Source organism: Alishewanella sp. HH-ZS (genome assembly GCF_001704375.1).
Lineage (GTDB): Bacteria > Pseudomonadota > Gammaproteobacteria > Enterobacterales > Alteromonadaceae > Alishewanella > Alishewanella aestuarii.
Map to the genome: position 1 here is coordinate 1 of NZ_LZEJ01000037.1, position 22,089 is coordinate 22,089.

General features: G+C 48.1%; 25 protein-coding genes, 1 pseudogene and 1 riboswitch. Of the genes and pseudogenes, 23 read left to right on the forward strand and 3 right to left on the reverse strand.

What is annotated here, in order from left to right; genetic code table 11:
- The first annotated feature begins 321 nt into the window (after positions 1-321).
- Positions 322-864, forward strand: a complete 543-nt coding sequence (locus A9165_RS13385; protein WP_141686170.1) for a hypothetical protein — start codon at positions 322-324, stop codon at positions 862-864.
- 89 nt (positions 865-953) lie between these two features.
- On the forward strand, positions 954-1,283 hold the full coding sequence (locus tag A9165_RS13390; protein ID WP_065956302.1) for a hypothetical protein: 330 nt from the start codon (positions 954-956) through the stop codon (positions 1,281-1,283).
- 119 nt (positions 1,284-1,402) lie between these two features.
- Here the strand turns inward: A9165_RS13390 and A9165_RS17230 are convergent.
- From A9165_RS17230 to A9165_RS13405, 3 genes and pseudogenes are all read right to left on the reverse strand, one after another.
- Positions 1,403-1,874 (reverse strand): annotated as a pseudogene (locus A9165_RS17230) (DMT family transporter).
- Positions 1,871-2,485, reverse strand: coding sequence for a 2-hydroxymuconate tautomerase family protein (locus A9165_RS17235; RefSeq protein WP_218060743.1), 615 nt, complete (start codon positions 2,483-2,485; stop codon positions 1,871-1,873). The pseudogene A9165_RS17230 and the gene A9165_RS17235 overlap by 4 nt, the downstream one beginning before the upstream one ends.
- The gene (locus A9165_RS13405; RefSeq protein ID WP_065956265.1) at positions 2,482-3,111 is read right to left on the reverse strand and encodes a glutathione binding-like protein; all 630 of its coding nucleotides are present in this window, start codon (positions 3,109-3,111) and stop codon (positions 2,482-2,484) included. The genes A9165_RS17235 and A9165_RS13405 overlap by 4 nt, the downstream gene beginning before the upstream one ends.
- 190 nt (positions 3,112-3,301) lie before the next feature.
- Here A9165_RS13405 and A9165_RS17240 point away from each other — a divergent pair, with 190 nt between their 5' ends.
- The 21 genes from A9165_RS17240 to A9165_RS13505 all read left to right on the forward strand — a co-directional run bounded on the left by A9165_RS17240 (position 3,302) and on the right by A9165_RS13505 (position 22,000).
- The gene (locus A9165_RS17240; protein ID WP_369799975.1) at positions 3,302-3,598 is read left to right on the forward strand and encodes a winged helix-turn-helix transcriptional regulator; all 297 of its coding nucleotides are present in this window, start codon (positions 3,302-3,304) and stop codon (positions 3,596-3,598) included.
- Positions 3,599-3,656: 58 nt separating this feature from the next.
- Positions 3,657-3,932 (forward strand): hypothetical protein, encoded by a 276-nt coding sequence (locus tag A9165_RS13415; RefSeq protein ID WP_065956267.1) that lies wholly within the window; start codon positions 3,657-3,659, stop codon positions 3,930-3,932.
- A 114-nt stretch (positions 3,933-4,046) separates the two neighbouring features.
- Complete coding sequence (locus tag A9165_RS13420; RefSeq protein ID WP_065956268.1) at positions 4,047-4,829, forward strand: helix-turn-helix transcriptional regulator; 783 nt, start codon at positions 4,047-4,049, stop codon at positions 4,827-4,829.
- Positions 4,830-4,839: 10 nt separating this feature from the next.
- Positions 4,840-5,595 carry an SDR family oxidoreductase gene (locus tag A9165_RS13425; protein ID WP_065956269.1) on the forward strand — a complete coding sequence of 252 codons (756 nt, stop codon included), beginning with the start codon at positions 4,840-4,842 and terminating at the stop codon, positions 5,593-5,595.
- 117 nt (positions 5,596-5,712) lie between these two features.
- Entirely contained in the window at positions 5,713-6,432 is a 720-nt protein-coding gene (locus tag A9165_RS13430; protein ID WP_065956270.1) for a hypothetical protein, read from the forward strand.
- 90 nt (positions 6,433-6,522) lie between these two features.
- Complete coding sequence (locus tag A9165_RS13435) at positions 6,523-6,852, forward strand: hypothetical protein (protein ID WP_065956303.1); 330 nt, start codon at positions 6,523-6,525, stop codon at positions 6,850-6,852.
- 99 nt (positions 6,853-6,951) lie between these two features.
- Positions 6,952-8,097 (forward strand): serine hydrolase, encoded by a 1,146-nt coding sequence (locus A9165_RS13440; protein ID WP_065956271.1) that lies wholly within the window; start codon positions 6,952-6,954, stop codon positions 8,095-8,097.
- A gap of 34 nt (positions 8,098-8,131) precedes the next feature.
- A complete protein-coding gene (locus A9165_RS13445) occupies positions 8,132-8,431 on the forward strand; it encodes a hypothetical protein (protein WP_039925282.1) in 300 nt (99 codons plus the stop codon).
- Between the two features lie 123 nt (positions 8,432-8,554).
- Entirely contained in the window at positions 8,555-8,839 is a 285-nt protein-coding gene (locus A9165_RS13450) for a hypothetical protein (RefSeq protein ID WP_065956272.1), read from the forward strand.
- A 96-nt stretch (positions 8,840-8,935) separates the two neighbouring features.
- Positions 8,936-9,241, forward strand: coding sequence for a chorismate mutase (locus A9165_RS13455; RefSeq protein ID WP_065956273.1), 306 nt, complete (start codon positions 8,936-8,938; stop codon positions 9,239-9,241).
- 107 nt (positions 9,242-9,348) lie between these two features.
- Entirely contained in the window at positions 9,349-10,965 is a 1,617-nt protein-coding gene (locus A9165_RS13460) for a DUF4435 domain-containing protein (protein WP_065956274.1), read from the forward strand.
- A 143-nt stretch (positions 10,966-11,108) separates the two neighbouring features.
- The gene (locus A9165_RS13465; RefSeq protein ID WP_065956275.1) at positions 11,109-12,671 is read left to right on the forward strand and encodes an IS1182 family transposase; all 1,563 of its coding nucleotides are present in this window, start codon (positions 11,109-11,111) and stop codon (positions 12,669-12,671) included.
- Positions 12,672-13,048: 377 nt separating this feature from the next.
- A riboswitch (TPP riboswitch) is annotated at positions 13,049-13,162 on the forward strand.
- Between the two features lie 172 nt (positions 13,163-13,334).
- Positions 13,335-15,206, forward strand: a complete 1,872-nt coding sequence (thiC, locus tag A9165_RS13470) for a phosphomethylpyrimidine synthase ThiC (protein WP_065956276.1) — start codon at positions 13,335-13,337, stop codon at positions 15,204-15,206.
- Entirely contained in the window at positions 15,190-16,863 is a 1,674-nt protein-coding gene (thiE, locus tag A9165_RS13475; protein WP_065956277.1) for a thiamine phosphate synthase, read from the forward strand. Before thiC ends, thiE begins: the two co-directional genes overlap by 17 nt.
- Complete coding sequence (locus A9165_RS13480; RefSeq protein WP_065956278.1) at positions 16,856-17,611, forward strand: HesA/MoeB/ThiF family protein; 756 nt, start codon at positions 16,856-16,858, stop codon at positions 17,609-17,611. Before thiE ends, A9165_RS13480 begins: the two co-directional genes overlap by 8 nt.
- A gap of 38 nt (positions 17,612-17,649) precedes the next feature.
- Entirely contained in the window at positions 17,650-17,850 is a 201-nt protein-coding gene (thiS, locus tag A9165_RS13485; protein ID WP_065956279.1) for a sulfur carrier protein ThiS, read from the forward strand.
- A 2-nt stretch (positions 17,851-17,852) separates the two neighbouring features.
- On the forward strand, positions 17,853-18,623 hold the full coding sequence (locus tag A9165_RS13490; protein ID WP_065956280.1) for a thiazole synthase: 771 nt from the start codon (positions 17,853-17,855) through the stop codon (positions 18,621-18,623).
- Positions 18,620-19,825 (forward strand): 2-iminoacetate synthase ThiH, encoded by a 1,206-nt coding sequence (gene thiH / locus A9165_RS13495; RefSeq protein WP_083216297.1) that lies wholly within the window; start codon positions 18,620-18,622, stop codon positions 19,823-19,825. Before A9165_RS13490 ends, thiH begins: the two co-directional genes overlap by 4 nt.
- A 543-nt stretch (positions 19,826-20,368) precedes the next feature.
- Positions 20,369-20,755 (forward strand): hypothetical protein, encoded by a 387-nt coding sequence (locus tag A9165_RS16820; RefSeq protein ID WP_141686171.1) that lies wholly within the window; start codon positions 20,369-20,371, stop codon positions 20,753-20,755.
- 176 nt (positions 20,756-20,931) lie between these two features.
- Entirely contained in the window at positions 20,932-21,084 is a 153-nt protein-coding gene (locus A9165_RS17245) for a PLDc N-terminal domain-containing protein (RefSeq protein WP_369799976.1), read from the forward strand.
- A gap of 109 nt (positions 21,085-21,193) precedes the next feature.
- Positions 21,194-22,000, forward strand: coding sequence for an alpha/beta fold hydrolase (locus A9165_RS13505; RefSeq protein ID WP_065956281.1), 807 nt, complete (start codon positions 21,194-21,196; stop codon positions 21,998-22,000).
- Positions 22,001-22,089: the final 89 nt, after the last annotated feature.

A 22,089-nucleotide genomic window follows, 5' to 3' on the forward strand; every position in this document is an offset into this window, starting at 1 on the left:
GCCAAGATAGTTGACGCCGAACATTGGCTACCGAGCGCAAACTGCTGAAGGGTACGATACAAGATGGCTGCGAGTTTCTTCCGAGGAGCTTGAAAAATATCTCCGGCTCATTGATGTTAAGGACGGAGGTGATCAGCTTACTAATCCCGAAGACTATGTGTACCTTGCTGATGGAGTTTATGTTCATAAGGATGATGCGTGGTTTTAAAACGTTATAACAAGGCGCATCACTCGCGGCCTTTGGCCGCTGGGACGTCAAACGCTAACGCGTTTTTCCGCCCGTGTGCTTTGCGTTAGGCAATAAGAGGATATTCTTTAACAATGAAGTTAGCCCAAGTTTTTGTAATTCCAATATTAGTACTTAGCTCAGTAGCTTGCTCTGACTCGCGTAAACCTACAGACGAGTTTTTTGCTGCAAATTTTTCTGTCTCATCATGTATTAGATATGCTGGAAACGAAAAAGGTATTGAATCTCTGATGAAGCAACAGGGTGTCGTGCTGCTGCCTGATGACAAAGCGTCGCAATTCCTCGGAAGTCATACAGGGAAAGCATGGTCGTTCACTTCACCAAATGGGCAATTTGCACTTACCTATTTAAATTCAGGACTTTGTACCGTGTTTGTCCGCCGCGTCAATACGCAAAAATATGCTGAAGAAGTAACCAATAGTTTTTCACGCATTAGTAAGAAAACTGGTTGGTCGTTCACACCGAGTATTGTTCCCAATTTTGCTGGAAAAACTGAACTTGAAACATTTAGACTCGAAGCCAAAACGACAACCGGTCAAACCGTCGAAGTTATAATAAGCGCTACTGAAAACAACACTGGTAGTTATCAGGTCGCTCTGAGTTCGCAGGTTATTTAAGCTGTGTGGCCTAACAAACGCAATCAAAACGGGCTATCGCCCTCGACTCGCTACGCTCGCGTTTGTTGCGAGCGTTAGAGTTTATGAAGATGTTTGAGCGAATTCAAAAAGAAACTCATATTGTTGAAGATAGAAAGCTTACAGCTAGCTATGATCGTTTCAGTACAGTATTCACTTTGACGCTCGACGACAAAATTCTGGTTTCAAAGCGTTTTGTCTTCACGTCAAAATATGAAAGTGAAATAGAAGTTGCGTCAAAAATATACAAAGTTCATGTTTTTGCGTTTATTCTTTGGCGCTCAAAACTAACCGAAAACAATCAAGTAATTATTGAAGAGCTTATCCCATCAAGAAAAAGAAAGAGCATCGGAGGATTAATCTATTCATTAGTTGTCGGTGCTGCTAGGGTGGTAGGATAAACTCTAACAAGGCGCTATTGTCGCCGCATGCGCGGCTGGGACGGCTTACGCTGCGCTCCAGCCGCCCCAAAGCTTTGCGTTAAACAGCGCGTGGCTGCTCCTGCTATCACCCCTTTCACCTACAGAACCCGAGCCGCTGATGAGAGTATCATCGGCTTGCGCACCAAATAGACGCCTGCAGCCATGATCGCGATACCGAGCCCACGACGGATAGAGAGAGTTGATACTGGTGTGCCGAACCATCCAAAATGGTCGATTAGGGCAGAGGTGACAATTTGGCCGAGAAGCACGAAAAATATCGCATTGCCGATGCCAATCTTTGGTGCAATCCATGTGATGGATAGGATGTAGAAGGCGACGAAAAGACTGCCCATAAAATAATGGCGTGGCACTGAGCAGACTAGCTTCGGGAAGCGGTCTGCTAAGAGTGAAGACCAGGCTGACCACCAAAGCCATGCCTGGCAAGATGTTGGAGGCTGCTACAGGATTACCCAGTCGGACGCCCAGTCCGCTGTTGAGTGCCGCCATGATTGGTATGCCAATCCCTGCGGCTATCATGACGACACTCATCCCGAAGGGCTCATTGCTCATTGATCGGTGTTCTCAGAGTCACCGATCAAGGTAGCCCTCGTACGTCTGTATTCCTCTACGGGGAGACCGCCAATACCCCAGTTATCCATTTCGATCTCATCGATGACAACCATCGTGGTTGCCGGGGACTTTTGAAGTACATCAACAAGCAGATCGGTTACTCCTTTAATCAGGGCCGCTTTCTGCGATTCTGTTACCCCTTCACGGGTGAGTTTGATGTTAACGTAGGGCATTGCTTTCTCCTTTCTTTCAATGATTTGGAATACTTTGGCGATGATGCGCCAGTGGCCTTCGGTACGAACGAGCGACAGCAGGTCCACGAAGTCGCGCTCGCCGATGGAACAGCGAACACGGGCAAAAGCTGTGTTGTCTCCCGCAAACTCAATAGCATCTACGAAATCGCGACGCTGCTCGCTACGCGATGCTGGTGAGCGGCGTTGGGCAATTACCTCTCGGTATGCGGGCATGCCTCGGTAGAGCAATGGCGTTTCGTCAGCCGTGGCGTATATGGCTTGGGGATGAAAAACTGCATCAAACTTTTCCAAATCGCAGTGATATAGTGTGTCGAAGTATTGATCGAGTAAGTCGTTAACGTCGGCAAAAGGGCTCATTGCGACTCTCTCGCAGGTAAGAGACCTTCCATCACAAGAGCTTTGACCACGCTTGGGTGTGAGCGAAGTCTTGCCCAGAATGCATAAGTGGACGGCCAGGGAGTTAGCGAGAAGCCAATGAACTGTGACCAGTTAAGAATCACGAACGCATAGGCGTCAGCTACACTAAACTGACTCCCAAGTAGATAAGACCCGCTATGCGACAGTCGAGCTTCGATGGGAGCGATTCGCTTAGCGATTTTTGCTTCTGCTGCATGCCGTTCTTCTGCTGTCAGATCACGGCCGGTAAAAAAGGGACTAAACGCCTTGTGCAGCTCCGAGGATAGGAACGCGAGCAATTCCCGTAGCCGCGTACGATCAAGAGTACCTTCCTGCGGTGCCAAGCTTTTTGCAGGCACGAGATCGGCGAGGTATTCGAGGATAGCGGGATTCTCGGTCAGCACCAGACCGGGCTCTAGCTCCAGGGCTGGCACATAACCGCTTGAGTTGATTTCAGCGTAATTTCGGCCGGTCTCGGTAACACCTTGAGCGGTATCCGTTCGCTCAAGTGAGAACGGAATATCTAGTTCATTGAGCACTATGTGTGACGCCATGGAGCAAGCGCCAGGTTTGTAGTAAAGCTTCATGTGTGGTTAATCCTCATGCTTAGTGGTCGACGCGCACATGATATCCTAAAGATACGTGATTACTAGACGTAACCTGTGATTTGCAGGTAGAATTGGGTTACCCCACGGAAACCTGGTTACTCTTATGTCACTCAAAGTTCGTCTTAATAAAAGCCCTGCGCCACCCGAGCCTTGCATGCTTACTGAGTGCATGGCAGTGATAGCTGGTGCTTGGGCACCCAATGTAATTTGGTGTCTACGTGTAGGGCCGCGACGATTCAATGAACTGCGAATCGACATTCCGCCTGTTTCAGCAAAAGTGCTCTCGACCCGGCTGGCAGAGCTGACAAAGCGGGGAGTCGTCCAGCGTCATGTTCGGGATACTTCACCGCCTTCGGTTGAGTATGAACTGACCGAGCTTGGTCACGAGCTGATCCCTGCGTTGGATGAGATCGTCAAGATTGGCCACAAACTGAAGGCGAAGGGGCACCTTCGTGTTAAAGCTTAGTTGCTGTTATGAGGGATTTTTCAGTCGGGAAGGGAGGGTTCGGCCGGAAATATGGAGCATGAACTTTGTAACGGAAATGGCGTTCGTCAAAATTGCTGCAGTCTTGGGTTTCGGTAGTGGTCTTGTTTTAAGCCTACTCTTGGTGCTAGCATCATCGCTTCAGATCATTGGCATTGATGACTTATCTGTAGTTGTAAAATTACCGTTCATTTCTACATTGGGACTGATTCTTAATGCTCTGCTTGGTTACCCGCTTTACAAGCTCTACTGTAATAAAGTCAAAGGGCAGGTTGTCTCCGGTAAGTTTTTGGAGCTAGATGGTGAAGATGTATAACAAAGCCAGTCAGCAACGCCCACTGCATGGGCTGGGCCTGAAACCCGCTACGCGGCTTTCCGGCTGCTGCTGGCTGCGTTGGGCGTTCGCCCTCCAGATAGAGTTGGAACATAAATGATACTTCAACTTCCGGCCCCCGCTCTTTCTCCCTACGTGAATCATTACTGGTTATCACGTAACAACAGGGATACCGAGCATCTCGTTCTCCCGGATGGCGGTGTTGACGTCGTATACGGTGTGGGCGGAGTCACATTTAGTATGGCTTATGGTGTTGCAACCCGTAAATCCTTTTGTTCGATGGCTCCCGGTTTTCATTATCTGGGCATCTCCTTTCGGTCGGGGCAGATCCGCCATTTTTTGAACGTCGCACAAAACCACATCACTGATGATAGTGTGTCTATCAATGGGCTGGCTGGGCTAAGCCCTGAGTCCTTTGCTGATGAGATTGCGTCCGGCGAAACCTTCAAACGCATAGATAAGGCACTGCTTGACTGGATGGGCCGCCGATCGATTGAGTCTAGCGCGGTGGACGTCGCACTTGCCGACATCGACCGGAACATCCACTCCGTCAGTATCGAAAGCGTTGCGTCGCAAGTGGGGGTTAGTCGGCGTCAGTTGGAAAGGCACTTTCTAAGAGACGTGGGAATCTCCCCCAAGACCTACGCCCGCATACGACGCTGGAAGTATACGTTCGATTTATTGCGCACTCAGAGGAACATGGCGCTCGCTGATATTGCGCAGGTTGCTGGTTATGCCGATCAAAGCCATATGAGTCGGGATTTTCGGCATTATGCTGGACAGTCGCCACGTTCTTTCGCAGTTGACGCATTTGTTCAAGACCAGCAAGCGACGTCTTCCTATTATGTTGCCCTTGAAAGACTTCACCAACATACATAGGAGATTTGATATGAAGCGTTTTGAGAACAAGAAAGTTGTTGTGATTGGCGGAACACACGGTATGGGCTTGGCAACTGTGAAGGCGCTCATCGATGGTGGGGCAAAAGTCTGCCTTACAGGCAACAACCCAGGAAATATTGATCGCGTCAAAGCTGATCTCGGAGCTAATGTGTCGGTCATTCGTTCGGATGCGTCCAGCTTGTCTGATATAGACAGGTTACGAGAAACGATCAGCGATGTGTTTGGCTCGATCGATGCTTTGCTCATATTCGCAGCCGTTGCCGAATTCGAACCTTTCGACCATGTGAGTGAGGCGAGTTTTGATCGGCAGTTCGCCTTGAATACCAAAGGAGCTTTCTTTGTCGCACAACGACTTGCTCCCCTTATAAAAGATGGCGGTTCGATAACCTTTACAACGGTTACGCCAGCGACGGGTTCGCCAACAATGTCCGTTTATATGGGGACCAAAGCAGCGGTGCGGGCTTTTGCTCGAGTTTTCGCAGCAGAGTTGCTTGTGCGCGGAATCAGAGTAAACGCATTGGCACCTGGCTTTGTCGATACGCCGTCACTGGGGCTCGCTAGCCTCACTCCCGAGGTTCGACAAGAAGTCTATGATATCGGCAACCAAGTAACACCGATGAAACGCCATGGAACGGTTGAAGAGATTGCCAGTGGGGCACTCTTCTTGGCATTTGACGCGACCTTTTTCACAGGAATCGAACTGCCCATTGACGGGGGATTGTCGACGGTAGACTGTCCTGAGTGATTCAATTCTTTGAAGCTAGGGATCATGTCCCGCCCAACAAGGGCATCCAGCCGACACTGCATTGGCGGTGCGGCTGATGCCTGGCGTTATACGAATGAGTGAAGTAGGTGGTGAAACGTGAGTGATGAAAAAGAAAGCAACGAGAAACGGCTTACGAAGAAAAGCACCTATCACCACTTGAGGGTTCACTATCTCGTTATCACTCTTATCTATGCCGTGGGAGCTTTTATTGGGTATGAGATTCTATCTCGGCCTGAAAGCCAATCGACCCTAGTTACCTTGCTTTCTTCTGGAGCGATTCTTGCGACGTTTGGTTCCGCAATAGGAGCGATCGGATTGATTTGGCAGACTGATTTGCACGAAAGAGTCCGTTTAAATGTTGATATTTTATACAGAGACATACTTGAACAAGAGAGTCCGTGGAGGAGATGGCCATTTCTGCCCCGATCCGCTAAAAGGCGTCTTTTAAATGGAGATCAGCATGTGCTGAAACTAAGCAATCCAGAAGTGCCTTTAGATGTCGGCACGCATGTTATTCGAATTCATCTTCCTACAGTAATGCAAGACTATTTTGACCTGCCATTGTTTGCTAATTTCTGGCCATTATTCAGGTTTCGAAGCTCTGCGCATACTGTATTTGGGAGAAAGAAAAAAAATGAAAAAAATGATGAAACAGGTCTTTCCCCGTCAGACGAGTACATGGCTTATGAATGTATGTTTGATATTTGGTCGGCGATTTTGAAGTTCCGAGTATCCAGATACATCATCCATATTGGATCAGGGTTTACAATTTTTGGCGCATTGCTGGCTGGATTTTATGCAGCAACATTCGTATAACAAGGCGCAGCACTCGCGGCCTGCGGCCGCTGGGACGCCAACCCGCTGCGCGGCTCGTCGCCCGTGTGCTTTGCGTTAGAGTTTATGAAGATGTTTGAGCGAATTCAAAAAGAGACTCATATAGTTGAAGATCGAGAGCTTATAGCTAGCTATGATCGTTTCAGCACAGTTTTTACCTTGTCGCTCGATGGCAAAGTCCTGGTTTCAAAACCTTTTGTCTTCAGCTCGAAATATGAAAGCGAAATAGAAATTGCATCAAAAATATACAAAGTTCATATTTTCGCGTTTATTCTTTGGCGCTCAAAACTAACTGTAAACAACGAAGTAATTATCGAAGAGTTAATCCCATCAAGAAAAAGAAAGAGCATCGGAGGATTAATCTATTCATTAGCTCTCGGTACTGCCAGGGTGCTGGGATAAACTCTAACAAGGCGCTATTGTCGCCGCATGCGCGGCTGGGACGGCTTACGCTGCGCTCCAGCCGCCCCAAAGCTTTGCGTTAGAGAACTTAGGAATACTATGTATCGACTAACCATTTTTTTATTTGTCCTCGCTATTTCAAGTTGTAGTGGTGTATCTGACTATCGCAAGGTGTCCTCAATTGTTCAGCTAGATAACGGGGGTATAGCTAGTTTGGCTGATGAACTTCAGCAAGAGCACTTGGCTGGCACTTTTGATGGTCTGGTACTGGTTGCTAAGGGTGATGCTGCTATATTTAAGAGTGCTTATGGCTACGCAGACAGAAAAGGCTATGTGAAAAATAGTGCTGCCATTATCTTTGATATGGGGTCAATTGCGAAAACGTTTACGGCAGCTGCGGTGCTCCAACTTGCCCAAAATGAAAGATTGCAACTTTCCGACACGGTTGGAGATTTTTATCCAACGGCATCTGATGAAGTAAAACTGATAACAATTATGCAACTCTTGGGGCATACAAGTGGTTTAGATAACTTTCATAATGATTCTGACTTTGAGTTGATGGATAAAGCTCAGGCTGAAAGCAGAATCTTAGCTATGCCGTTGATTGCAAAGCCGGGTGAGAAAATCGCGTATTCAAATGCAGCGTATACCCTTTTGGCGGCTATCGTTGAAAAAGCGAGCGACCAACCGTTTCAAGACTATGTTCAAGAAAACTTACTTACCCCGTTAAATTTAAGCAAAACTGGATTCTACCAAGATACACGGATATCGATACGTAACCTTGCTCGCGGATACGGGGGCGACGATCACGGCAGTACTACTTTTGAAAAAGGCTTAACCTGGGCGCTAATTGGGGCTGGGGGTATGGTTACGTCAATTGATGATTTAGCTATTTGGACTGCTGCACTTAAAAATGGGACGATATTCCCCGCTGGATCGTCAAATTTAGTTTTTACTGAAGCAAATGAACGGTGGTTGTTAGGTAGTTTAGCTCAGGTCGAAATCAGTGGTGAATCCATCATTCAGATGGGGGGCAGCACTGATTATGGCTACACAGCTCTGATTCAGTTTATTCCGAATCGAGATCTCTTGATCATTCTGTTGTTAAATGCGCACGACGGTAAATATAAAAATGCTACGCACCATCGGCTAAGTAGAAATCATATATTGCCCATATTGCTTGGCGAGGGTGCAGAGTTATCTAACAATTCAATGCAGCCGACCGCTGACGCGTCGGCTGATTGAGGCGTTATACGTTTTCTGAATTACGGAGTATTCAATGAGAAAAACATGGAGTTTTGAAGTAAAAGGCCGTTCCATTAAAGTGGTTAATAGTTGGCTTCATGGTGCGAAACTTTATGTCGATGGTGACTTTAAAGATCATGACCGCAGTTTTTTCGCTTTTGGTGGTAAGGTTTTGCTTTCTACAAACTTAGGTGAATTGGGTATATTGGAAATTGAGCCTAGAGCTTTCGTTACTGTAGAAATTGATGTTTACCTTGCAAGGGATGGTAAGCGGCAGCTAGTGTTCAGTTCAACAAAACGGTTGCCTTTGAGTCAGCAGAGAGATATTCGTTAAAAACGTATAACAAACAAATTTTATCGCCAGCAAAAAGCGCTGGCTGCGACGTCAACCCGCTGCGCGGCTTTCCGCGCTAAATTTGGGCGTTATTTGTTTTCATGCAGAGATAGGTGAATAGACATGAACGATGATCAACTAGATCGAAGTCTCCGCTCTATTGGGAAGGCATGCTTTGTTAAATACTTTGCCGAATTTTCGGATCTAGCTATTAGTAGTGAAGACTTGATTGACATGCTTATGCAACAAGAGGGATATACCGAGTCTGGATGTAAAACGAGAATTTCTAACTCGCGGCGAATAATATCTTCGGGGCGTCAAGATGATGCGCTTGCGATGATCATTGCTTCGGAGCGTGTTGAAGCCGAGATAGTAGATAAAGCTCGTGAATTACGAAGAAACAAATAACAAGCGGCCGTTGAGGCCACTGAAAAGCGTGGCGGGACGCGCAAAAAGCGCGCGCCTCAAGGCCGGGCGTTATAGCTCAAAAGCAAGGAGTAAAAATTGAACAAAGCAGTAACTTGCAGTTCTCTTGAGGAAGTTCGCTCGAACATCGACGTAATTGATCGCAAGATCGTAGCTTTAATCGCTGAGCGCGGTGGCTTCGTCATGCAGGCAGCGCGTTTCAAGAAATCCACCGATGACGTTAAGGCGCCGCAGAGAGTTGAGCAGGTAATCTCTAAAGTTCGAACGCTTGCTCATGAACTGGATGCTAATCCCGATGTGGTTGAGGCTGTTTATCGTGCAATGATTTCTGCTTTTATAAATGTTGAGCTTGTCGAGCATGCTTCACTTACAAGCAATACTTGAAAGCCATAACAAGCGCCAGCACATCGCGCCTGCGGCGCTGGACTCGCAACAAGTTGCTCGCCCGTGTGGCGGGCGTTATGCGTCGGCAATTAGAGTAAAGAAGAACTATGGAAAATATTTTTAAGTTGCAGCTTCCTAAAATAGGTGGTGGAACTGAAGAAGTTCAAACACGGCAAAGCTTGCTATTGATCGGAGCCAACGGTTCAGGAAAAACACGTTTAGGAGCATGGATAGAAAGCGAGTCACCACAAAAAGAAAAGGTGCATAGAATATCAGCTCAGAAATCGCTTTCAATGCCTGATAACACTACGCCAAAATCTATAGAAATGGCGGAGAAAGAATTACTTTATGGGCATGCAGAAGCAAAAGATGGTCAAGCTTGGGCTTATAAACAAGGGAACCGCTGGGGACGGAAACCATCTACCTTTCTTTTGAACGATTATGAAAGGCTGATGGTTTATTTATTTTCGGATCACATAGAAGAAAGTGCAAAATATCTTAGTGCTTCAAAAGCTACTTCTCAAAAAGTAAAGCCTCCGATAACCAAGCTTGATTTAGTAAAGCAGGTTTGGGAGAAGATATTGCCGCATAGAGAGTTGATCCTTGGTGGGCTCAGAATTCAAACTTGTGTTAAAGGTAGCAAAGATAAAGCTTATAACGCATCAGAAATGAGTGATGGTGAGAGGGTTATTTTCTATCTTATTGGGCAATGTTTAGCAGCGCCAAAAGACGGAATAATAATTATAGATGAGCCGGAGCTTCATCTGCATAAGTCGGTACAAGCTCCATTATGGAGAGAGATTGAAGGGTTAAGGCCTGACTGTTTGTTCGTTTACATGACTCATGATGTTGACTTTGCTGCCTCCCTGCACGAATCAAAGAAGATATGGCTCAAATCTTTTGATGGCTCGAACTGGAACTGGGAAATCGTTAACGAGATTGAAGGTCTTCCTGAGCCACTATTGATAGAAGTTCTCGGCAGTAGAAAACCTGTAGTCTTTGTTGAGGGCGAAAATGGAAGCTACGACACATCGCTTTATAGAGCGGTTTTAAGTGACTATTTGGTGGTTCCAAGTGGCTCTTGCAGTCAAGTAATTCAACTGGTCAAGGCTTTAAAAGCGAGTGAGCAACTACATCATTTAGATGTTTTCGGAATAATTGACAGAGATCGTAGAGTAGATTCTGAAATTACATCTCTGCAAGAAAATGGAGTTTATACCCTTGAAGTGGCGGAAGTAGAAAATCTTTTTTGCGTACCGGGAATTATCAAAATTGTTAGCACTAGGTTGGCGCGCGATCCTGATGCCGATTGCCAATCCTCTGCTGAATTCGTTCTGAATAAGATAAAATCTGAATTAGAAAATCAGATCTCACTACGAGTGGCTAGTGAAATAAAGTTTAGATTGAATTGCTTTGATGAAAAATCAAAAGGTAAAGATGCTCTGCGTGAAGCACTTTCATCTCTTCATGAGAGCATTAATGTCGATGATCTCTATAGTGAGAGTGAGGCGTTATTTAATCAGGCAGTAAATGAAGACAACTACATGTTGGCGTTGCGAATTTATAACAGAAAGTCTTTAGCCAGACAACTTAGTAATCATCTAGGCTTGGCTCATGGAGAGCTTGCCGAGTTTGTCGTGAGATTAGCAAATAGTGAAAGTAAATTGGAAATAAAAAACGCTCTAAAGGGGTACTTTGGTGCTTTTGAAGAAAAAATCGCATAACAAACCGCTGCACTCGGATAAATTATTCGCTGCGCTCATAATTTACCGGTGAGCTGGGCGTTGAGGCTGTAGAAAAACCTCTTTTCACGCGATCGAGTTTGTGATCAAATAGCGTTGTCTGATTAAAAAATAGACAGCGCCTCATGCCTAAGTATATCCCTTACGATTACAACCAAAATGCCATGGTGGTGATTAATTACCTTGATCAACTGCAGCCTGGCACCTTTGAATATGCCATTCATTACCTGATTGATAACAAGCTAGACTTGTCGATATTTCATAGCAAATACCAGAATGAAGATAATGGTCGCCCGGCATATGATCCTGCTGTGCTTTTAAAAATCATTCTGTTTGCTTACTCCAAAGGCATCACCTCGAGCCGTGAAATCCAGTGGTGCTGCGAAACCAATATCATTTTTAAAGCCTTGTCATGCGATACCGTGCCGCACTTTACGACGATAGCCGCCTTTGTCAGTGGCTCGTCGGTGCAAATTGCCCAGCTGTTTGAACAGGTTTTGCTGGTGTGCCATCAGCAAGGGTTGTTGGGCAATGAACTGTTTGCGATTGATGGTTGCAAAATGTCTTCTAACGCTGCCAAGGAATGGTCAGGCACGTTTAAAGAGCTGAGCGCTAAACGGGATAAACTCAAACGGCAAATTCGCTACCATCTGGAACAGCATAAAAAGTTGGATGCACAGGCCAATGCGGATGATGAACGCAAAGCGCGGCACCAGCAAAGTATTGAAACGCTGAATAAGGCGCATGACAAAATCGAACACTTTTTAAAGACCGCCAGTCCACGGATGGGCCAGGGTAAACGACGCAAGGAAGTAAAAAGTAATATCACCGACAACGAATCGGCCAAGATGACCACCAGCAAAGGCACCATTCAGGGGTACAACGGTGTGGCGGCAGTGGATAAGAAGCATCAGATAATAGTGGATGCACAAGCCTTCGGCGAAGGACAAGAGCACCATACGTTGGTGCCGGTGTTAGAAAAGATACAGCAGCGTTATAAGCGGCTGGGAATTAGCGACAATATCTTTGCCGGTAATACCATCGTGACGGCCGATACCGGTTTTGCCAATGAAGCCAATAACCGTTACCTGTACGAGCAACACATCAATGGCTATGTACCGGATAATCAGTTTAGAAAGCGTGACCCGAAATTCAGTGAGCAAAAGCAAAAGTATGGCAAGCGGCACCAAGACAAGGCAAAGGGGAAAAAGCCTATCTTCCCGTCCACGGTCTTCGTATTTGACCCCATCGCCATGACCTGCATTTGCCCGGCAGGCGAATCGTTACCCTGCAGGGGCACCCGGCCAGAGCCAGATGGCCAACAACGCGCCTTGTTTGGCGGCAGACTTTTACAGTGCCGCAACTGCAATTTGAAAGAGCAATGCATGCTCACACCCGAGTCAGCTAACCATCGCAATGGCAACGGCCGTCAGGTGTCTTTTTTACTTAAAGCGAATGCACCACCGAATTACACAGACTGGATGAAACAGCGTGTCGACAGCGACGCGGGTAAGCAAATATACAGCCATAGAATGTCAGTAGTAGAGCCGGTGTTTGGCAATATTGGCACTAACAAAAGGCTAAACCGGTTTAGCTTACGCGGCAAAACCAAGGTGCAGGGCCAATGGCAGTTGTTCTGTATGGTGCATAACATAGAGAAGGTAAGCCGATATGGCAAAGTGGGGTAAAGCGAGGTGAAGAGCAGCCTAAACTCCGTTAATAGCGAGGCGATAAATCCAAATTAACAGCAGAATAAATCTTGCCTTGAAATTCCCACCAGAAACCTGCAAAGTTGATAACAAATAATAAACAGAATAGCCGAAGTGGAAATGCTGTGTTCTGAACAGGTTTTTCTACAGGCTCGTTATGCAAGTGGCAGTAATACAGATCGTATGGGATAAATAAGAAGATTTGATATGGCTGTCTCACAGCAAGTAATACATTCGATGAAAGTTCAAAATTTAAAGCCGGCGAAGCCAACCGGTGGGTATTGTTGCCGGCCTGGCGCAAGTCGGGCTTTTCTTTTCGGTAAATTTATGGTTAAGTAAAAAGGCAAGACCAAGATACAAACTTGTCGGAGTGCATTAGGGCGATATTGCCCTGAAGCTGAGACCGCATTGCGGGATCCGTTGAACCTGATCAGGCTAATACCTGCGAAGGGAACAAGTAGTGATTATGTACCAGCTGACCAGCTACGAATACCGAGGCTTACAAATCTCTATTCTGAGTTGTGTCATCTGATAAGTAACGCAAGAGCTGCTGAATAGCAGTTTGATTTTGCTGCTGCTGACACTTAATCCTATCCAACACTCCTGACAAGCATTTTCCCTTAACTTTTTGGTGAGATTGCTATGTCAACCACAGAATTATTTACCCCAGAATCACAAACAGCCCCAACTCAGGCGACATCTAACCTTGTTGAGTCCAGCATATCGTCACGTCGGGCACAGCGCCAGGCAGCACGCGATTTTATTGCCCAGCTGCAAGGCGAGGCCTATCCCAATTCGAAGCGTCTTTATTTACCGGGCAGCCGGCCAGATATGCAGGTGGCAATGCGCCAGATTATGCTGGCTGATACGGTGGTTGGTGGCACGCCCGAAGCGCCCATTACTGAGCCGAATGAAGCGGTGCCGGTATATGATACCTCAGGCCCTTATGGCGATCCGGGCGCCAGTATCAATGTTGAAGATGGCTTAGCGCCGCTGCGGCTGCCGTGGATTTTAGAGCGGCAGGATACCGAGCAGTTGTCCAGATTAAGCTCACGTTTTAGCCAGCAGCAACAGCTGGAAGCACCAGTGCCGCATCGGTTAAACCGGCAACCTTTGAAAGCCAAGTCGGGTAAAAGGGTTACGCAATTGCATTATGCCCGCGCCGGTATTATCACCCCGGAGATGGAATATATCGCCATTCGCGAGAATATGGGCCGCGATCAGGTTAAAAGTGCCTTGTTAACGCATCAACATCCGGGGCAGCCCTATGCTGCGGCCTTGCCTGCGCAAATCACAGCGGAGTTTGTCCGCGCCGAAGTGGCCGCTGGACGGGCCATTATTCCGGCCAATATTAACCACCCTGAAGCCGAACCGATGATTATCGGCCGCAACTTTCTGGTAAAAGTGAACGCCAATATCGGTAACTCGGCAGTGACCTCCAGTATCGAGGAAGAGGTGGAAAAGCTGGTGTGGGCCACGCGCTGGGGCGCCGATACGGTGATGGATCTGTCTACCGGGCGCGATATTCATCAAACCCGCAGCTGGATCATCCGCAATAGCCCGGTACCTATTGGCACAGTGCCAATTTATCAGGCGCTGGAAAAAGTCAAAGGCGTGGCCGAAGATCTGACCTGGCCTATTTTTCGCGATACCTTGTTAGAGCAAGCCGAACAGGGCGTTGATTACTTTACTATCCATGCCGGGGTGTTATTGGCTTATGTGCCCATGACCGCTAAGCGTCTCACCGGCATTGTATCGCGTGGTGGCTCAATCATGGCTAAGTGGTGCTTAACGCATCAGCGCGAAAATTTCTTATATGAGCATTTTCGGGAAATTTGCGAAATTTGTGCGGCTTATGATGTGTCGCTGTCGTTAGGCGATGGTCTGCGCCCGGGTTCGATTTATGATGCCAATGACCAGGCTCAATTTGCTGAGCTGGCGACCCTGGGAGAGCTGACCAAAATCGCCTGGGAGTACGATGTACAGGTGATGATCGAAGGCCCGGGCCATGTGCCGATGCATCTAATTAAGCAGAATATGGATGAGCAGCTGAAACAGTGCCACGAGGCGCCATTCTACACCCTGGGACCACTGACGACCGATATTGCACCGGGTTATGATCATTTTACATCTGGTATCGGTGCGGCTTTTATCGGTTGGTTTGGTTGCGCCATGCTGTGTTATGTCACACCGAAAGAGCATTTAGGCTTGCCAAATAAAGAAGACGTGAAACAGGGGCTGATTGCCTACAAAATAGCCGCCCATGCTGCGGATCTGGCCAAAGGGCATCCGGGTGCACAAATTCGTGATAATGCGATGTCGAAGGCGCGCTTTGAGTTTCGCTGGGAAGATCAGTTTAATCTGGCGCTGGATCCGGCAACTGCCCGTCAGTATCACGATGAAACCTTACCGCAAGCGTCGAACAAGAGCGCGCATTTTTGCTCAATGTGTGGCCCGAAGTTCTGCTCAATGAAAATTACTCAGGATGTACGTGATTATGCAGCCACACTCTGAGTTGATGCCGCAGGCAGCTGAGCTGAGGCGCAATAAAACTGAGGCTACCAAAGCGATTGTATGGTCTATTGCTGGCTCTGACTCGGGTGGCGGTGCCGGTATTCAGGCAGATTTACTGACTATGCGCGCCTTTGGCGTGCATGGCTGTAGCCTTATCACTGCAATCACGGCACAAAGCTCGGTAGCAGTGGCGCGGGTGGAGCTGGTATCTGAACAGATGCTGGCCGCGCAGTGGCAAACGTTACTGGCCGATTTACCGCCAGTCGCCATAAAAATTGGCTTAGTGGCTAGCCGCGCGCAACAGCAGCAGCTCGCAACCTTACTCGCCACCTTGCCGACAACGATACCGGTAATAATCGATCCGGTGTTAATTGCCAGCTGCGGTGATACGCTAACGCTAGATTCAGGCTCGGATGCCTTGCCTGAGCTGCCGGAGCTGTATCGCTTTGCCAGTTTGCTGACGCCCAACCTGCCGGAATTAGCCGCTTTAACCGGCTTAGCGGTAACAACCCCTGAACAGATCATCACAGCGACAGAGTGCTTGCTGACAAAAGGGGTGCGAGCGGTATTGGTAAAAGGCGGTCATGCCAGTGGTTGTAAACAGCTGGCGCTGGATTATCTGGCATCGACCAGGCAGCAATACTGGTTAGCCAGCTCCAGAATTGATACCGAACACAATCACGGTACAGGATGTAGTTTAGCGAGTGCTATTGCCAGTGGTCTGGCGCTAGGTTATCCGTTAGATGATGCCGTTGTTCTAGCCAAAGCCTATCTTAACCGCGGTTTAAGTGCGGCCTATGCCACGGGGCAGGGAGCAGGCACCTTAAGTCACTTGCCATTGCCTGTTGCCGCCGAACATTTTCCGCTTTGGCTTAATACGGCGCAGGTGCAGGCGCTCTATCAGGGCGCGACTTTGGCAGATTTACAGCCATCATCTGCTGCTTTTTCGCCTTTAGCGCAAGCGGAAATGGGGCTGTACCCGGTGGTTGATTCGGTAGCCTGGTTAAAGCGGTTATTACCGCTTGGGATTAACACCATCCAGCTGCGGATTAAAACGGCTCATCAGCAATTGCTTAGCGCTGAAATTGCGGCAGCCATTGCGCTAGGTAAGCAGTATCAAGCACAAGTGTTTATTAACGATCATTGGCAATTGGCCATACAGCTTGGTGCCTATGGCGTGCATTTGGGGCAAGAAGATTTAGCGACAGCCGATCTTGCTGCTTTACAGCAAGCCGGTATTCGCTTGGGGGTTTCGAGCCATGGCTTTGCTGAGTTGCTTCGCGCCAAAGCGCTGCAGCCGTCTTATATTGCGCTTGGGCATATTTTTCCAACTAAAACCAAGCAAATGCCCTCGCAGCCACAAGGTGTGGCCAGACTGGCGCAGTATGTACCCTTGGCAGCACCTTATCCAACGGTAGCGATTGGCGGCATTAATGCTGAGCGTTTAGCGGCGGTGGCGGCTACCGGGGTAAAGAGTATTGCGGTGGTAACAGCCATTACCGAAGCAGCCGATCCTGAACAGGCAACCCAGCTGCTGATGGCGTGTCTGGCGCAAGCTAAAAGTGGCATGCAAGCTCAGCAAGTGATGCCTGCGTCAGCCTTGACGGTAAGCAAAGCGCCGGGCGATGTAAAAGGTGAGGTAGACGCCTATGTCTGAACTAACGCCAGCCCAGCAGTTGCGCTATAGCTCACAACTGCTGCTGCCGGAAATGGATGAGAGCCAGCAATTGCGATTGTTGCATAGCAAGGTGTTGATTATTGGTTTAGGCGGTTTAGGCTGCGTGGTCGCGTCCTATTTAGCCGGAGCTGGCGTGGGGCATTTACTGCTGGCCGATGATGATCGCGTTAGCTTAAGCAATTTACCCAGGCAATTACTCTATAGCAGTGCCGAGGTTGGCCAGTTAAAGGTCGATGCAGCCAAAGCGCGGTTACAGGCGCAAAACCCGGAGCTGGTCATTACCCCTCTGGCAGCGCGTTTAACCTTGCCTGATCTGCTGGTGCTGTTACCTGGGGTTAATCTGGTGCTGGATTCTACTGATAACGCCAGCAGTCGCTTAGCGATTAATCAGGCCTGTTATTTACGGCAGGTACCGCTGATTAGCGGCGCGGCCAGTGGCTGGCAAGGGCAGCTATTAGCGCTTAAGCCTTGGCTGGGGCAGGGCTGCTATCAGTGCTTATACCCCGATTGGCAGGATAGCCCCAGCTGTTTACAAAGCGGCATCTTGGGGCCATTAGTTGGCATGGTGGCCTGCCAGCAAGCGCTGCTGGCGCTTAAACACCTCTTGCAAATAGGCGATGTGTCCTTTGGCCGCTTGCACTGTTTTGATGGTCTGCACGGCCAGAGTAGTCAGTTAAAGCTGCAACAGGATCCGGCATGTCCGATCTGTGCTGCCAGCGACAGCTAACCTTTTTCGCCCTAATTCGATTAAAGAGAGCAAACACGATGCTGATTTATTTTAATCAACAACCTATTGCATTAACGCAACCTTGCACGGTGGCAGAGTTTTTGGCCGGTCAACAACAACTACGCCCCGGTATCGCGCTTGCCATTAACCAGCAGGTGATCCCGCGTAGTTGCTGGGATACTCAGCCGCTGAACGATGGCGATACGATTATGCTGTTTACTGCCATAGCTGGAGGGTAAATATGGCCTATCAAATAGCAGGACACACTTTTCAATCACGTTTACTAACCGGCACCGGTAAATTTCAAAGTGCTGGTTTAATGCAGCAAAGTTTAGCAGCCAGTGGCACCGAGCTGGTCACCATGGCGCTTAGGCGGGTCGATTTGATGACACGTCAGGATGAAATTTTACCGGTGCTTAGCGCACTGGGCGTTAAGCTACTGCCAAATACCTCTGGTGCTCGCACCGCCGAAGAAGCAGTGTTTGTGGCTGAGCTGGCGCGTGAAGCACTGCAAACGCACTGGCTAAAATTAGAAATTCACCCTGATCCGCGCTATTTATTGCCCGATCCCACTGAAACGCTTAAAGCCGCTGAATTGTTGGTGGCCAAAGGCTTTGTGGTGTTGCCGTATTGCGGCGCCGATCCGGTGCTGTGTAAACGGTTAGAAGAAGTCGGCTGCGCAGCGGTGATGCCACTGGGCGCCCCCATTGGTTCAAATCAGGGCCTGCAAACCCGCGATTTTTTACGCATTATTGTGGAGCAAAGCCGGGTGCCGGTGATAGTTGATGCTGGTATTGGTGCGCCAAGTCATGCCAGCGAGGCGCTGGAGTTAGGCGCTACTGCGGTATTAGTTAATACCGCCATTGCCAGTGCCGCTGATCCTATTGCGATGGCGCAAGCCTTTAAACTGGCCTGCCAGGCCGGGGAGTTAGCCCAGCAAGCTGGTTTAGCTGCCCGTCAGCAACAAGCCGTAGCCAGCAGCCCGTTAACGGCTTTTTTGGAGAGCCTATGACAAGCAATGCCTTAGCCAGTGGGCGCATGGCGAATGATGCGCAAGCGCTGCAGCTTGAGCCCAGCGGTTTTAGTTTGCTGCTGGCCAGGCAAGATAGCCAGCAGTGGCAGCAAAAAATTATGCAGGCCGATACGGCTGCGGTGCAGCGCGCTTTAGCAAAAAAGCGCCGTGATTTGGATGATTTCGCAGCGTTAATTTCACCGGCGGCCGCGCCTTTTTTAGCGCAAATGGCCAGCCAGGCGCAGCTGCTTACCCGCCAGCGTTTTGGCCATGCGCTGCAGTTTTATATTCCGCTGTATTTATCCAACTTATGCGCGAATGATTGCAGTTATTGCGGTTTCTCGATGAGCAATGCGCTAAAAAGGCGCACCCTGACGCTGGCTGAGGTCGAGCAAGAATGTCAGGCCATAAAAGCACAAGGCTTTGCAACGGTATTACTGGTCGCCGGCGAGCATGAAAAAAAAGTCGGGCTCTCGTACTTTAAGCAGGTGCTGCCGGTGGTAAAGCGCTACTTTAGCTATGTACTGCTAGAGGTGCAGCCGCTGGCCAGCCGTGATTATGCTGAGCTTAGGCAGTATGGGCTGGATGGTGTTTTGGTGTATCAGGAAACCTATGATCGCCACGGCTATGCTAAACACCATCTTAAAGGGAAAAAAATGGATTTTGACTGGCGCCTTGCAACACCAGAGCGACTGGGGCAGGCCGGGGTAGATAAAATAGGCCTTGGCGCTTTGCTGGGGTTAGGCGATTGGCGGCTAGACTCGTTATATCTGGCCTTGCACCTGCGTTACTTGCAGCAACATTATTGGCGCAGCCGCTACAGTATGTCGTTTCCACGACTGCGACCCTGCGCGGGTGGCTTGGCCGATCAGGTGCTACAGCAACATCAATCCGATACCCTGATCAGCGATAAACAATTGGTACAACTGATCTGCGCCTGGCGCTTATTTGATCCTGAGCTGGAGCTCAGTTTATCCACCCGGGAATCGGCGCATTTTCGCGATCATGTGGTGCCGCTGGCTATCACCAGTATCAGTGCCGGCTCCCGCACTGCCCCGGGCGCTTATGCCGATGCAACCGCCAGTTTGGAGCAATTTAGCACCGATGATCAGCGCAGTGTCCAGCAAGTTGCGGCCAGCATGGCAAGCCGAGGCCTGCAGCCGGTCTGGAAAGATTGGGAAACAGGACTCTGTCGCAGTTGATGAGCTTTAGACAGCAGCCAGGCGAGCCTGTTGGGCAAGCTGCACCCGCGCTTGCCAGGCCGGAGCGGCCTGTTGCCATTCTTGCTCGTAGGTGAGTTTTTGCGCGTGGCCATTTAAGGTTAAGCGGGCTTCCGTATTCTGATCACCGGCACTTGCCTGATGATACAGTGTGATGCTTAAACGGTTATCGTGCTCCAGATTGCGGGCATGTTGGGCAATATCGGAGCAAGAGCAGTAACCGCGTCTAACAAGACAGAAAATCTGGCTTTATGCATGGTTTTTGGGGGTGACAAATCGGAGGAAATCAGCGAGCATAGTTTTAACATTTATGGTGAGCATCCGCGATGTGGGATTGTTGGCGAATGATCAGATCGGGAACCGCCATGAATGCTCCCTAATCGCCTAGATTTTTATTCTAACTACAAAATTTCTGGGGATACCTCAGGCAAGTTATTCGTTAGCGTAGTGTCATAATTGAAAATAGAAGGGCGCTTACACTGCGCGAAAGCAGGTGCGTTCCATATAAATTTACAAGGAACAGTTATGAAACGTATAGCCATTTCAGTCTTGATCACATTAATATCAGGATGCTCCTCGTACCACAATATAAATAAAGATGGTAGTAATTCACTAGGAGGAGGTTTCTCCGATAAGGAAATCCATGAAGGGCTTTATTATATTGTTTCAAAGACAAACTTCGCCCCGTGGTCTAATCATTCGGCAGCGTACAAAACATTTAATCGTAGAGCTGCTGAGTTATGCAATTCCAAAGCTTATAAAGCTATTGAAATCAGCGAAAGTGAATATGAACATATCCAAACAGCTGGTGCTGCCAAGTATATTATTTCTCAAGTTACAGGCTATATAATTTGTAAACCTGAAGTACTTTCGGAAGCGGAAGCATTGATTTACATTCAAGAAAATTTATAACAAACAAATTTTATCGCCAGCAAAAAGCGCTGGCTGCGACGTCAACCCGCTGCGCGGCTTTCCGCGCTAAATTTGGGCGTTAATTGAAAGTAGTCTTGTAACAGTTTTAATTGTCAAAATTATTTAGGATTAAATTTATGATGGGTGGAATAAGTATTTGGCATTTATTAGTCTTAATGGTATTGCCATTGATACATGTAATCCTCTCAAGCCGTTCACACGGTGGTGCAAAATTTGGTTGGTCTTTAGCTGTTGTATTTTTTCCGTTGCTTGGATACATCATTTACTTGATAGTGACTCAGCCTGCGAAGACGGTACAACAGAGCTAATGGAATTTAACAAGTCCAGTCAGCAACGCTCCCGTTGGTCGCTGGATCTCAAATCCGGCGAGCGGCTTTTCGGCCCCCGCTGGCGGCGTTAGTGTTTTAAGGAGATTTTTTGAAATTCATTTTGTTATCGATCTTTGTGTTGTCCTTTTCTGTGGTCGCAGAACCGAAGTTTTCAAAGGTTGGGGACTTTAAGCTGGAATATGAAATCGCTGGCAGTGGTGAGTATACGGTCCTGCTGGAAGGTGGTGCTGGTGCTGGTTTATCTGACTGGGATCCTGTCTTCTATAAAATTGCTGAAAAAGCGACAGTTATTCGCTACTCAAGGGTAGGCAATGGCAATTCAACTAAAATAAAGCGTCATTTTACTTCTGACGAGTATGCTCATTATGCCAGCAACCTTTTACTAAATTTAGGGATTACGCAGCCTGTCATTTTAATTGCTCATTCTTATGGCGGTAATGTAGCTCGGGATTTTGCAGTGGCTTACCCTGCTCAAATACAGGCACTACTGATGCTTGACCCGTCTTCAGAGCATGATGTGGATATTATGCGGGCTATTAATTTAGAGCAGGCTAACAAAGAAATTGCGGCGGTAAAGCTTGCCGATATGGAAAATGGCATATCAAACAACTACTTGGATTTTTGGAGTAAGAGACCTTTACCGAACTACCCACAGATCAAAGACATGCCAGTTACTGTTATTGCCTCGATCCAAAAAAATCCCAATCCTCCGCACTTGCTTGCCAGTGATCAAGGTGTATTCAAGTGGGGTGAGACGTGGAAACAATGGGCCGAAGCTTTTCCACAAGGGCGGGCAGTGTTAACAGAGATGAGTGGTCATTTTGTGCAGTTTGACGAGCCTGAATTAGTAATTAGTGAACTTACCCTAATTATTGAGCGGCTTATAAAACACTAACAAGGCGCTAGTGTCGCCGCTACCGCGGTTGGGACGGCTTACGCTGCGCTGCAGCCGCCCCAAAACTTTGCATTATTAAGAGGGAGCTA